10 protein-coding genes and 2 rRNA genes are annotated in these 14,280 nt (G+C 42.6%); 3 read left to right on the top strand and 9 right to left on the bottom strand.

What is annotated here, in order from left to right; translation table 11 throughout:
• Positions 1-35: 35 nt before the first annotated feature.
• A complete protein-coding gene (locus tag OEG80_RS01280; protein WP_263241369.1) occupies positions 36-1,532 on the bottom strand; it encodes an alanine/glycine:cation symporter family protein in 1,497 nt (498 codons plus the stop codon).
• Between the two features lie 1,072 nt (positions 1,533-2,604).
• Between OEG80_RS01280 and OEG80_RS01275 the strand changes: the two genes are divergently transcribed.
• The 3 genes from OEG80_RS01275 to OEG80_RS01265 all read left to right on the top strand — a co-directional run bounded on the left by OEG80_RS01275 (position 2,605) and on the right by OEG80_RS01265 (position 5,577).
• Positions 2,605-2,865, top strand: coding sequence for a DUF4212 domain-containing protein (locus OEG80_RS01275; protein WP_011514563.1), 261 nt, complete (start codon positions 2,605-2,607; stop codon positions 2,863-2,865).
• A 4-nt stretch (positions 2,866-2,869) separates the two neighbouring features.
• Positions 2,870-4,738: a sodium:solute symporter family protein gene (locus OEG80_RS01270; protein WP_133104866.1), complete on the top strand. Its 1,869-nt coding sequence runs from the start codon at positions 2,870-2,872 to the stop codon at positions 4,736-4,738.
• Between the two features lie 293 nt (positions 4,739-5,031).
• On the top strand, positions 5,032-5,577 hold the full coding sequence (locus OEG80_RS01265) for a hypothetical protein (RefSeq protein ID WP_263241367.1): 546 nt from the start codon (positions 5,032-5,034) through the stop codon (positions 5,575-5,577).
• 90 nt (positions 5,578-5,667) lie between these two features.
• On the opposite strand, the gene OEG80_RS01260 is transcribed toward OEG80_RS01265, so the two are convergent.
• The 8 genes from OEG80_RS01260 to OEG80_RS01225 form a co-directional block, all read right to left on the bottom strand.
• A complete protein-coding gene (locus OEG80_RS01260) occupies positions 5,668-6,273 on the bottom strand; it encodes a rhomboid family intramembrane serine protease (RefSeq protein ID WP_263241366.1) in 606 nt (201 codons plus the stop codon).
• 36 nt (positions 6,274-6,309) lie between these two features.
• The gene (locus tag OEG80_RS01255) at positions 6,310-7,362 is read right to left on the bottom strand and encodes a 5'-nucleotidase (protein WP_133104869.1); all 1,053 of its coding nucleotides are present in this window, start codon (positions 7,360-7,362) and stop codon (positions 6,310-6,312) included.
• A gap of 166 nt (positions 7,363-7,528) precedes the next feature.
• The gene (locus OEG80_RS01250; RefSeq protein WP_041753268.1) at positions 7,529-7,747 is read right to left on the bottom strand and encodes a dodecin family protein; all 219 of its coding nucleotides are present in this window, start codon (positions 7,745-7,747) and stop codon (positions 7,529-7,531) included.
• 144 nt (positions 7,748-7,891) lie between these two features.
• Positions 7,892-9,181, bottom strand: a complete 1,290-nt coding sequence (locus OEG80_RS01245) for a TRAP transporter large permease (protein WP_133104870.1) — start codon at positions 9,179-9,181, stop codon at positions 7,892-7,894.
• Positions 9,178-9,705, bottom strand: coding sequence for a TRAP transporter small permease (locus OEG80_RS01240; protein ID WP_149409958.1), 528 nt, complete (start codon positions 9,703-9,705; stop codon positions 9,178-9,180). The genes OEG80_RS01245 and OEG80_RS01240 overlap by 4 nt, the downstream gene beginning before the upstream one ends.
• Before the next feature lie 16 nt (positions 9,706-9,721).
• Positions 9,722-10,780 (bottom strand): TRAP transporter substrate-binding protein, encoded by a 1,059-nt coding sequence (locus OEG80_RS01235; protein ID WP_263241365.1) that lies wholly within the window; start codon positions 10,778-10,780, stop codon positions 9,722-9,724.
• Positions 10,781-11,100: 320 nt separating this feature from the next.
• Positions 11,101-11,214 (bottom strand): 5S ribosomal RNA (gene rrf / locus OEG80_RS01230).
• Positions 11,215-11,396: 182 nt separating this feature from the next.
• Positions 11,397-14,258: ribosomal RNA gene (locus tag OEG80_RS01225) — 23S ribosomal RNA — on the bottom strand.
• Between the last annotated feature and the right edge of the window lie 22 nt (positions 14,259-14,280).

Genomic DNA, 14,280 nt, shown 5'->3' with positions numbered 1-14,280 from the left:
GGTATATTTAATCGCTGTATATCTAGGATTTCAGCTTAATCTGTCCACGCATCACGATTGGCTTCATCTTTTAATTTCACAAAATCATCAGGATTAAACTTGATTTGATCAGCAGTTTTGCCCTCTTTAATCTGACGCTCATAGTCACGTAATATTCTAAGTGCTACTGGCGACAAGATGATAATAGCCACTAAGTTGACCAATGCCATCAGACCCATGGATAAATCGGCAAAGTTCCAAATAGCTGGCAGGCTGGCGACAGCGCCAATAAATACCATGCCCAAGACCATAAAGCGGAATATCATAATCATCACTTTGGCATTTTTCTCACCAGAGATAAATTCAAGATTCGATTCACCATAGCTATAGTTTGCAATGATAGAGGTGAATGAGAAAAAGAAGATGGCAATCGCGACGAAAATTACACCCATATCACCTACATATTGCGACAATGCTAGCTGTGTTAATTGAATACCTTCTTGCTCAACACTAGGATCAACCACGCCAGAGAGAATAATAATTGAAGCTGTCGCTGTACAGATAACTAATGTGTCCAAAAACACACCCAACATTTGCATAAAACCTTGCACTGCCGGATGATCAGGATGGCTTTTTGCAGTCGCTGCGGCATTAGGTGCTGAACCCATACCTGCTTCGTTCGAAAATAGACCACGCTTAATACCATTAATCATCGCTTGCGCAATACCATAACCAATCACACCACCTGCTGCTTGTTCAAAGCCAAATGCTGACTTTACAATCAAAGCAATCGCCGCTGGAAATTCGCTAAAATTGGTCAAGATGACATAGAGTGCCAAGAGAATATAAAGAATCGCCATCACTGGTACAACTTTGCCAGCAATACGGGCAACAGATCGTAGTCCACCAAATACTACTGGTGCGACTAGCACTACTAATATCAAGCCGGTCATCCAAGTTGGAATACCAAACGCCTCATTAGTCGCCTGTGCAATGGTATTGGATTGCACACCATTGAACGCCAAGCCAAAAGCGACCAGCAAACATAGTGAGAAAAATACGGCAAGCCAGCGTTTACCCAAACCCTTTTCGATATAGTAAGCCGGTCCACCGCGATAAACATTATCGTTATGCGGTACTTTGTATGCTTGCGCAAGGGTTGACTCGATAAAGCTGGTTGACATACCCACAATCGCTGTCATCCACATCCAAAATACAGCACCCGGTCCACCCAAATAGATGGCAATTGCCACCCCTGCTAGATTCCCCGTCCCTACTCGCGCAGCAAGTGATGTCATCAGTGCTTCAAATGAGCTGATACCACCATCTTTACGCCCTTGATTTGATACTCGTAATAACTGCCACATATGACCAAAATGACGAAACTGGATAAAGCGGGTCGCCACGGTAAAATATAGACCTGCACCAATTAAGACGAACATCAGCAGTCCATACCATGGATTGCTGGCAATCAACCAATCATTATTACCCCAAATGATACTCACACCATAGTTTACGATGCTATTAAACCAACCTGCTACGCCTTCGCTCATACTATATCCCCTTCACTAACATTCTATACTTTTAGCATATGTTATAAATTGATGTAACTAATGGCTTTTTATGATGTTTCGTTCTCTCTTTGCTTATTGATCATCATTACCTATTTGAGCAATAAAATGACAAGGAAATCACGTATATCATATGGCGGTATTTTAACTGACTATAGACAATTTAGCTGTTTTTATGCTTTTTTTAATTATTGATTATTTATAAACTTTTGCTTAGTAATAAGCTAATAGGAATAAAATAATAATTATTATTTATAGTTTATGAAAAAATTTTATACCTAATCAATAGTTATGATATTGAAATTATATTGATGTCATACTTATTCATAATAAAAATAGTTATTTATATAACCGTTATTTTTAAAATAAATGCCGTTTTTTGGTTTTATCAATTAATCTAACGAATATAACAAATCCTTAATACAAATAAGGTCTTAGTATACTATTGTCTCAGAGTTATGATATCTATTGGCTTCTATTAACATAAGTTAGTTATAGTTTCTACAAGACACATATTTAGTTACATAAAGTAAATAAAATTTATTTATTGTTAAATAAGTCAATATTGTATATATTCCTAATAAGTTTATAAAAGCTGCTTGCAATACTTATCGGCATGAATGTATTTCTCATTGTTAAAATAATGTCATCGGGAAGATGATAATAATAAGACAGAGGATTGTCAGCGAGTACCGACCCCTCCTCTTTAAACATCATTATTTCCATATAATAATGTTTAATCGACTCTCTCAATATCTATTGTTAAATGATTAGATTTTGAGCGACTAACCTCGACTCTTATCCTTTAACTTTTATAACAGTCATATCGAGTAATTTATCCTCGGTGTCTGTATCGTTTACACTGGAAAAGTTGGTTCATATTTTGATAATGTTGGGTTACTTATCTTGATTGATCGCTCTGCTTTAGTCTTTCATCTATCGTTTTTATGGTTGTAAGACACTGTTTTCACAATAAGATAAACACTAAAGCACAGGGACTTGTCAGACTCAGATCAGTGACCTTGTTTTTATGTTAGGCAAAAGGAGTTGTCCTATGGAGAACCACAACGATTCATCAGGTTATTGGCGCGCCAATCTCCGTCTCATTAAAGTCAGCCTCGTCATTTGGGCTTTAGTCTCTTATGGTTTTGGCATCTTGCTACGTCCATTATTGTCAGGTATTAGAATAGGTGGTACTGATATAAGCTTTTGGTTTGCACAACAAGGTGCTCTTATCGTATTTATCGCCCTCATCTTTTTCTATGCATGGCGCATGAATAAACTAGATAAACAATATGGTGTAGACGAGGAATAGCCCTATGAGTCAATTTACGATTAATATCATTTTTGTAGGTCTGTCCTTCGCTTTATACTTCGGTATCGCTTGGTGGGCACGTGCAGGTTCGACCAGTGAGTTCTATGTTGCTGGCGGCGGTGTACATCCTGTTGTTAACGGTATGGCAACCGCCGCTGACTGGATGAGTGCGGCGTCATTCATCTCGATGGCTGGTATTATCGCCACTGGCGGTTATGCTGCATCAACTTATTTAATGGGTTGGACGGGTGGTTATGTTCTACTCGCCATGCTCTTAGCACCTTACCTACGTAAATTCGGTAAATTCACAGTTCCTGATTTTATCGGTGACCGCTTTTACTCTAAAACCGCTGCTATGATTGCAGTCGTCTGTTTGATTATTGCATCAACCACTTATGTTATCGGTCAGATGACCGGTGCTGGTGTGGCATTCTCACGCTTCTTAGAAGTTGACAGTACCACTGGTCTGATTATTGCGGCTGTTGTTGTATTCTTCTACGCCGTACTTGGTGGTATGAAAGGGATTACCTACACGCAGGTTGCGCAGTATGTGGTTCTTATGATTGCCTATACGATTCCTGCCGTCTTTATCTCACTTGAGTTGACGGGTAACCCAATTCCAGGTCTTGGTTTGTTCTCAAACCATGTTGAATCAGGCATTCCTATCCTAACCAAGCTTGACCAAATCGTCGTCGACTTAGGCTTTACCGCTTATACCGCTGACGTACCGAACAAGCTGAATATGGTGCTATTTACTTTATCACTGATGATTGGTACCGCGGGTCTACCTCACGTTATTATTCGCTTTTTCACGGTTCCTAAAGTTGCAGATGCGCGTTGGACAGCTGGTTGGACGTTGGTATTTATCGCGCTCCTATACTTCACTGCCCCAGCAGTAGGTGCAATGGCGCGTCTAAATCTAATCAATACTGTTTATCCACAAGGTGTTGACGCTCCTGCTATCGAATATGATCAACGTCCAGATTGGATGAGAACATGGGAAGAAACTGGTCTTATTAAATATAACGATCTCAATAACGACGGTCGTATCCAGTTGTATAGTGATAGTGGACTTGGTGCAGCAGAGCTAGCATTGGCTGCCGCTACTACTGATGGCGGCGATGTTGCTGCTGCAACGACTACCGTTGAAAAAGCAAAAGCTGAACATGCTTTAGAGCGTGATGGTGTGTTTGTTGATAGAGGTTGGGCAGGTAATGAGCTTGATGTCAACGCTGATATCTTAGTATTGGCTAACCCAGAAATCGCACAGCTACCAGGTTGGGTTATTGGTCTTATCGCCGCAGGTGGTTTGGCAGCAGCGCTATCTACAGCAGCTGGTCTACTCCTCGCCATCTCATCAGCGATCAGTCATGATTTGATTAAACGTAACCTTAATCCAAATATCACTGATGCAGGCGAGCTAAAAGTCGCACGTATCACGATGGCTGTTGCGCTTGTGGTTGCTACCTACTTAGGTATTAATCCACCAGGATTTGCTGCACAGGTCGTTGCATTGGCCTTTGGTATTGCTGGTGCCTCACTTTTCCCTGCATTGATGATGGGTATTTTCTCTAAACGTATTAACAACTTGGGCGCCATCGCTGGTATGCTCACAGGTTTGATTAGTATCTTAGTTTATATCTTCATCTTTAAAGGCTGGTTCTTCGTTACAGGTACAGCAAACTTCCCTGATACTGAAGAGTACTGGTTGTTTGGTATCTCACCATTATCATTTGGTGTGATTGGTGCCTTGCTTAACTTTATCGTCGCATTTGCCGTTTCTTATGCGACTGCGCCACCACCAGCCCATATCCAAGAGTTGGTTGAAAGTGTACGTTCTCCACGTGGCGCTGGCGGCGCAATCGACCACTAAGCTTCGATATAAGCTAGCAAATGAAGTGCAAATGACGTATGCTTTTTTACAATAACATATCACTCACAGGCAGCAGCTGCTTGTGAGTGATTTTTTTATCCCAATCTGATCATGGGATATTTTTTACATACTATTCTTCCAATCATGATAATTTTACTCACCCCTCTTAAAAGTAAAAATAATGAGAAAGTTAAGCATAAACGCAATAACAAATGTGCTTAAAAAGGCTGAACACATGATTTTATTTTTAATAATTGATATGAAATGCGCTGATTGCGTTAAGGAAAAGTCTTATGCTCTTTGAGTTTATCGCAACCATAGCGGCTGGGTTTGGTCTAGCTGGGATAGCACTAGTTATCACTCACCTCAGCAAACTTGCAGGTAAGAAAGCGCCAAGATGGCTTATTCCATTATTTGGTGCGATAGGTATCTTTGGCTTCCAAATAAGTCAAGAATATAGCTGGTTTGGTCAACAGCTTGCACAGCTTCCTGAAGGCGTTCATGTCGTCAAAAAAGTTGAAGAAGGTACGTGGTTTCGTCCGTGGTCATACGTTAAACCACAGACGTTACGCTTTATAGCGGCTGATAGCGGACACGCTCGTGCTAACGCCGATAACCCAGAGGTGTACTTGGTCAATTTGTATTTGTTTGAGAGACGTAGAAGTGTACAGCAAGTACCGCAAGTGATCGACTGTGCCGCCCCTGCTCGTGCAGACTATGTATTACAAGAAAAAGGCAGTAAGTTAAGTATTGATGAGCATGTGAAACAAACGACTGCTTGGCGTCCATTAGAAAAAAATGATCCGCTATATATCCATGTTTGTATTAATAAAAAATAACTCAATCATTGAAGCCACTGTTAGCTGACTTATCGTTATCTTTATGAATTATTAAAAAGTCTGTCTAAATATATTTGCCGAAAAATAAGGCTAATAACGATTATTCACTTTCGTATAAGCATGTTTAGAATTGGCACCCAACAACAATCCGGCGCATAGACCACCAAAATGCGCCGCAAATGAGATACCTTGCTGCGGTATCAAACCTTGTTTGATAGTCAGCCAATAACCCGTACCCATCACAATACAAGCAAGTAAATAGCCCCAACGCCTAGCGAACACTGCCCCACCTATCATAAATCCAAGCATCGCAAAACACAGCCCTGAAGCGCCAATATGTATCGATAATGGTGAACCAATCACCCATGTCACAAGTCCTGCAGCAACTATCAACTTAACAACGGTACGATAAGCGTTATTTTCAAATAAACCAAATAAGAACAAAATCTGCATCAGTGTCAGCGAATTTCCCACTAGATGTGAGAAATTACCATGCATCGTCCATGAGGCAAATACCCCTATCATACTGCCAATATCCAATGCTCGCGGCACAATACCAAAAATATTCCATAGACCAAAAAATACAGCGTCATTAAGAAAAAACATCACCCACATTGGTATCAGCACAAAAGCGTATAGACCGAATACTTGCTTAATGCGTACGATTACAAGCGTCGCCAATTGCTGCCAATTCATCTACTGTTTTATCCTTTTTGTCTCGTTAAACGCATGTTACTGACTGGTAGATAAAATCGTCGTTTCTACGGGTTTAAAAGATAGCGATGACGCATCTTTATTGGCAGTTAATATACTACTGGCGTGTAATAGCGAGGTTGAATGATAAGGCACTAGCGCCGTTGGTACAAAGCTACGAGCCGCATCGATATGCTTAACTGAATCATCAAAGAAAATATGCGGCGCAAATGTTTTAAGTACTGAAGTCTTTTCAAGTCCTCCCAAAAAAAACGCCATATCAATATCTACGCCCCAATTACGCAATGTTTTTATCGCTCGTAAGTCAGCTGGGGCATTGCGAGCCGTCACCAAGGCTATTTTCATCGGACAAGAATGCAGGCTTGCTGGCAGACGCTCTTGCATTTTGGACAGCTTAATTAATAACTCTGCATAAGGACCTTTTTCTATCGGTAAATCGCGCATTTTGGCTTCACGGTCATGAAACGCTTGTAACCCTTTTTGCTTATAAAGCAGCTCGCCTGAATCATCAAATAACACTGCATCACCATCGAAGGCAATACGCAACTGCTTGGTATCCAACTCATAAGTATTGACTGGCGTGGCATCTAATATCGCACAAGCACAGATATCAGCATCTGCAACCTGCTGCGCATCTTCAAGATTGGTCGTCAAAAACAAATCCACATTAAAATCTTTGATATAAGGTGCAATAGGGCTGCCAGATATAAATGCTGAGCGCGAAATGGTTAACCCATGTTCACGTATTGCATTTAGGACTTGAATACCTGTATCAGGGCTACTTTTTGAGACAATGACCACTTCTACCAAGGGTGCATTGACACCGTCATTCTTATTATCACAATCATGACAATAATGATTTAAATTCAATAGTGCTTTAATCAGCGGATAACCTGCGCCAATGGTCAACGGGTCATTTTCACGCTCAGTCATATAGTTGCGGAACTCTTTAACGGCATCGTGGGGACGCTGCTGTAAAAGCGATATGAGATGATTTTCAGACTCTGACAAATCAAATAAAGCGGTTGCAGAAATCGCGACTATGAGCGTGTTACTAAAATCGACAGCCATAAATGTTTACTTCTATTCTAAATATTCAAAATGGTAGCGTTTTATTTTACTACATATTTAGGCAAGCCGTGTGGCTACTCCTGCTAATCACAACAATCCTCAATATATTTTTTTTATGACAAAAAAAAGACTGCAATCGCAGTCTTTTTTAGGTTTCAATCAACACTTAGCTAATATCAGTACCATCATTAATAACAAAGCTTACAATCATAATGACATGATATTTACTGATTTTTCCATCAGTAACCCCTACTTTTTGCTCTTTTATCCAAGCGCCTTCAACATTGTTGACGGTCTTAGAAATCCGCTCAATACCTTGTTGAATAGCATCTTCAAAACTGCTTTCAGAGGTACTACTGATCTCGATATTCTTAGCAATAGTCATAGTATTTCTCGCATCCATGTGATTCTAAAATGAGTGTTTTAAGACAAGCTTATCGTAGAGATGCTACTTCAAAACGATGTCTCTCAATTATTCTAGCGTTATACATAGTACGCAACAATGCTCCAGTGTTATTTTATGTAGGAATTAACTTAGTAGCACTAAAGATATCGCTGGGAACGCGACCAAAATGACTAAGCGAATCAAGTCAGAGACAATAAAGGGCATCACCCCCTTGAACATATCGGACAGCTTAATATGTGGTGCCATTGCCTTAATCACAAAGATATTCATACCCATAGGCGGTGTAATGAGTCCGAGCTCTACGGTTAATACTGCAATAATACCAAACCAAACCGGATCATAACCTAACGCAACAATGATTGGGAACACTACCGGAATCGTAATCACCAGCATCGCTAGGGCATCCATAAACAAGCCTAACAGAAAGTACATAATCAAAATGCAGATCAATACTATCATTGGGCTAACTGCCAATGTACCAATCCACGTCGCCAAACTATAAGACAAGCGCGATACTGAGATAAAGTAGCCGAGTGCTTCAGCACCAAGTAACATAAAGAAGACCACCGCAGAGAGGGCAAGCGTCTCAATTAATGATTGCTTAAGCCCCGTCATTCGCATGCCTTTGGCAAAAGCATAAGCCCACGATACAAACGCCCCAACTGCAGCGCCTTCTGTCGGGGTAAATAGCCCAAAGAAAATACCCGCGATAATTACGATGAAGATAAAGCTAAAGGGAATAAGACCTGTCAAAGAAATGAGCTTTTGTTTCCAAGAAGTAGGCTCCCCACGTTGTGCTAAATGTGGCTTCCAGCGCACCATGATCATGACAGTGATCGAGTACATCACCATGCCAAGCATACCCGGTAAGAAACCAGCGATAAACATATCACCAACTGACTGCTGGGTTAAGATGGCATAGACCAGCAGTGCAATACTGGGCGGAATCATGATTCCCAAAGTACCACCAGCAGCTAAAATACCGCAGGCAAAACCTGGCTGATAACCGTATTTCTCCATTTGTGGCAATGCTACTTTGGTCATGGTAGACGCTGTCGCCAATGATGACCCTGAAATGGATGCAAAGATACCGGATGAACCAATACCAGCAATACCTAGACTACCCCTAACACCACCAAAGATAGTTCGAGTAGCATCAAATAACTTCCCCGCCATACCAGAATGAGAAGCAAAGACACCCATAAGTATGAACAATGGAATAGCACTAAAATCATATTTCGCTAAAACATCAACAGGTAAGTCTTTGAGCATCTGCACAGCACCAATCGGTGCTGTCACCGCACCAAAGCCAACCAAACCAACACCAAGCATCGCAAGTGCAACAGGAACACGCAGCATGACCATCGCAATCATACATAACAAACCAATGGCACCAATAATTTCTGGACTCATGCGCCTGTCTCCTCAGCGTCAAAGAACTCGCCTGTTTTAAAGATGTTGATTGATTCGATCAATGAGCGAATGGCAAGTAAAATGCTTAAGAAGGCACTAATAGCGTAAATGGGCATCATAGATATTCGAAGGTCTTGGGTGACTTTGCCGTACTCTATTGCATCAAAAGCGCTTTCATAGAGACCCCATGCGAACACGATACCAATGATAAAGAACCCCATCATAAAGGTGCCCATCATGTAACCTTTCAAAGCTTTTGACATCTTTTGTGTGAATACATCGACAATAATTTGTGAGCGTTCAACAAAAGCAGCAAAAGCACCAAGTAAAGCAAAGAGCATGAAGTAAGAGACAATCTCAACACTGCCTTTGACCGTAAATCCAAACTCACCACCGGTGAGCTTAAATACATAGCGGGCAATAACATCTAGCATGGTGGTCAGTACAATGATAATGAGACTGATACCACCAATGAATTGACATAACCTTGAAATGAGGATGCTCAGTTTAACTAAAAATACCATGCGAAACTCCTTTAGGTTAGACCTTACAGGCTGCACTGGCGGCTTTTGCTTTAGCATAAACGCCATCTGCATCTAGACCTAGCGCTTTAACATCAGCAAGATATTTATTGGTACCTTTCTCAAGCGGTCCTTTCCAGTTAGGATCATTCAATGGATCAGGGATTTCAACGATTTCATCACCTTTTTTCCTAGCTGCTTCTATTGCCATATCATCATGTTTATCAAATACTTCACCAACCTTATTGGCAAGCGCCATACCTGAATTTTTATCCAGTACCTTTTTCAAATCATCCGGTAAACTCTCATATTTATCTTTATTCATAGTCACCATAAGCGCTGAACTATAAAAAGGAATATTGGTATGGTATTTGGTAATTTCGTCAATTTTAAAGGCGGTCACAGCTTCCCATGGAAAACTCAAACCATCAACGACGCCACGTTGTAAAGAGGTATACATGTCATTGGCAGGCAAACCTACTGGTGAGGCACCCGCACTTTCAATAATGTCGCCAGCGACGGCAGAAGGACGGCGAATACGCATACCCTTCATATCTTCAGGTGTGCGAATTAATTTGTTCGTTGTATGCAATGCACCCGGTCCAGCACCATACATAAACAACATATGGGTATCTTCATATTCACCCGCTAAAGTACCATCTTCGTATAGAGTTTGGAGCATACAACCCATCTGAGTCGCTGAGTTTGATAAACCGGGAAGCTCAGTAATCTGAGTTAAAGGGAATCGACCATTGGTATAGCCGTGTGCTTGTGAGCCAATATCTATCGTGCCTTTGGCAGTAGATTCATAAGTAACGTCTGCTTTAGCAAGACCTGCTGAAGGATATAACTCTACTTTTAAACGACCATTAGAATCTGCTTCTATTTGCTTAGCCCAAGGTTCAAAGACCTCTGTACTAATAGAGGAGGTTGCTGGCCAAAAATGAGAAAAGCGCAATGTGGTTGTTTCTTGAGAAGTTGCTGCAGAAGCATCAGTACTATCAGAAGCTTGATTAGAACAACCTAGAAAGCTAATAGCTGCTAAGGCACCTATTGAAAAAAGAGGAGCTAACTTCATTATCAATTCCTTTTGATAACCATGGATAGGGTATAAGTCTTTACTAATAAGTTAATTATAAGGTCAATTTCCGTATAGACTCTATAAATGCTTTTAATTAACTAAAGTTGAAATACTCTTTAAAATTAGCAGCTATAACGATATAAGTCAAATCATTTTAAATGAATAACAAGTAATATATTGAATATAAGATATAGCGATTTTCATAACAGAAAAAGCTTATTTGAGCCTTTCAACTGCAAATAAACTCACCCCAACCAAACTCCAGCCAAAAGAAAACCCCCAACGAATTAACGTTGGGGGTTTATCTAGGAATAGAGAGCTGACGATGACCTACTCTCACATGGGCGAACCACACTACCATTGGCGCGACGATGTTTCACTTCTGAGTTCGGGAAGGGATCAGGTGGTTCCATCGTGCTATTGTCGTCAGCAAAGGGGGTTAGATATGAGTCTGTTATTATTGTTTTGACGTCAAGATATTATCTATTGGTCGACCAACTTGTAACCTAACTGAATCAAGGTTAAAGGTGATATCGAAATTATATATATTCTATAGCCTAGGCTATACAAGATAGATTAATTAGAGCTTTCATACAAACCACTTGGGTGTTGTATGGTCAAGCCAAACGAGCAATTAGTACAGGTTAGCTACACACATCGCTGTGCTTCCACACCCTGCCTATCAACGTCGTAGTCTTCAACGGCTCTTTAGGGAAATCTAATCTTGAGGTGGGCTTCTCGCTTAGATGCTTTCAGCGATTATCCCATCCGAACGTAGCTACCGGGCAATGCCACTGGCGTGACAACCCGAACACCAGAGGTTCGTCCACTCTGGTCCTCTCGTACTAGGAGCAGATCCTCTCAAATTTCCAACGCCCACGGTAGATAGGGACCGAACTGTCTCACGACGTTCTAAACCCAGCTCGCGTACCTCTTTAAATGGCGAACAGCCATACCCTTAGGACCTGCTTCAGCCCTAGGATGAGATGAGCCGACATCGAGGTGCCAAACACCGCCGTCGATATGAACTCTTGGGCGGTATCAGCCTGTTATCCCCAGAGTACCTTTTATCCGTTGAGCGATGGCCCTTCCATACAGAACCACCGGATCACTAAGACCTACTTTCGTACCTGCTCGACTTGTGGGTCTCGCAGTTAAGCGCGCTTTTGCCTTTATACTCTACGACCGATTTCCGACCGGTCTGAGCGCACCTTCGTACTCCTCCGTTACTCTTTAGGAGGAGACCGCCCCAGTCAAACTACCCACCATACATTGTCCTCGGTATTGTTATACCTGAGTTAGAACCCCAACATGACCAGGGTGGTATTTCAAGATTGGCTCCACAAACACTAGCGTGTCTGCTTCAAAGCCTCCCACCTATCCTGCACAAGTCAGGTCAAAGTTCAATGTAAAGCTGTAGTAAAGGTTCACGGGGTCTTTCCGTCTAGCCGCGGGTACACAGCATCTTCACTGCGATTTCGATTTCACTGAGTCTCTGCTGGAGACAGCGCTGCCATCATTATGTCATTCGTGCAGGTCGGAACTTACCCGACAAGGAATTTCGCTACCTTAGGACCGTTATAGTTACGGCCGCCGTTTACTGGGGCTTCGATCAAGAGCTTCGCTTACGCTAACCCCATCAATTAACCTTCCAGCACCGGGCAGACATCACACCCTATACGTCCACTTTCGTGTTTGCAGAGTGCTGTGTTTTTAATAAACAGTTGCAGCAGCCTGGTATCTGCGACTGCCAACAGCTCAAGGAGCAAGTCCTATCACCATCGGCAGCGTACCTTCTCCCGAAGTTACGGTACCATTTTGCCTAGTTCCTTCAGCAGAGTTCTCTCAAGCGCCTTGGTATTCTCTACCTGATCACCTGTGTCGGTTTAGGGTACGATTCGTTTATAACTATTGCTTAGAAGCTTTTCCTGGAAGCATGGTATTTGCCACTTCGCTGTACAAGTACAGCTTGCTATCAGATCTCAGCATAATGACAGTCCGGATTTGCCTAAACTGTCTGCCTACATCCTTTCACCTGGACAACCAACGCCAGGCTGACATAACCTACTCCGTCCCTCCATCGCATTATAAACAAGTATCGGAATATTAACCGATTTCCCATCGACTACGCCTTTCGGCCTCGCCTTAGGGGTCGACTCACCCAGCCCCGATTAACGTTGGACTGGAACCCTTGATCTTCCGGCGTGCGAGCTTTTCACTCGCATTATCGTTACTCACGTCAGCATTCGCTCTTGTGATACCTCCAGCATGCCTTACGACACACCTTCACAGGCTTACACAACGCTCCCCTACCACTTGAAAACAAATTCAAATCCGCAGCTTCGGCTCCTAGTTTGAGCCCCGTTACATCTTCCGCGCGGGCCGACTCGACTAGTGAGCTATTACGCTTTCTTTAAAGGATGGCTGCTTCTAAGCCAACCTCCTAGCTGTCTATGCCTTCCCACCTCGTTTCCCACTTAACTAGGAATTTGGGGCCTTAGCTGGCGGTCTGGGTTGTTTCCCTCTCCACAATGGACGTTAGCACCCACTGTGTGTCTCCCGGATATCACTCATCGGTATTCGGAGTTTGCATCGGTTTGGTAAGTCGGTATGACCCCCTAGCCGAAACAGTGCTCTACCCCCAATGGTGTTCGTCCGAGGCGCTACCTAAATAGCTTTCGGGGAGAACCAGCTATCACCGAGTTTGATTAGCCTTTCACCCCTATCCACAAGTCATCCCCTAGCTTTTCAACGATAGTGGGTTCGGTCCTCCGGTGCCTGTTACGGCACTTTCAACCTGCTCATGGATAGATCACTCGGTTTCGGGTCTATGCCCTGCAACTAAACGCCCTATTAAGACTCGGTTTCCCTACGGCTCCCCTAAACGGTTAACCTTGCTACAGAACATAAGTCGCTGACCCATTATACAAAAGGTACGCGGTCACCCTAATAAATTAAGGCTCCCACTGCTTGTACGCACACGGTTTCAGGTTCTATTTCACTCCCCTCACAGGGGTTCTTTTCGCCTTTCCCTCACGGTACTGGTTCACTATCGGTCAGTCAGGAGTATTTAGCCTTGGAGGATGGTCCCCCCATCTTCAAACAGGATTTCTCGTGTCCCGCCCTACTTAATATGTTAACGCTAATGTTTCGAATACAGGACTATCACCTACTACGGTCAGCTTTCCCACGCTGTTCTTCTACATTAGCATTAATCGGCTTCTCCCCGTTCGCTCGCCGCTACTTGGGGAATCTCATTTGATGTCTTTTCCTAAGGGTACTGAGATGTTTCACTTCCCCTCGTTTGCCTCTTGTACAAGTACAAGATACCTACCTTATGGTAGGTGGGTTTCCCCATTCAGAAATCTCCGGATCACAGGATATTGCCGCCTCCCCGAAGCTTATCGCAGGCTGTCACGTCTTTCATCGCCTCTGACTGCCAAGGCATCCACCATGTGCGCTTCATTACTTGACCATACAACCCCAAGTAGTCTCTC

The organism is Psychrobacter sp. SC65A.3 (genome assembly GCF_025642195.1).
In the GTDB taxonomy this organism is placed as follows: domain Bacteria; phylum Pseudomonadota; class Gammaproteobacteria; order Pseudomonadales; family Moraxellaceae; genus Psychrobacter; species Psychrobacter cryohalolentis.
Note: the sequence above shows the minus strand (reverse complement) of the source record. Positions and strands in the feature narration are given on the sequence as shown.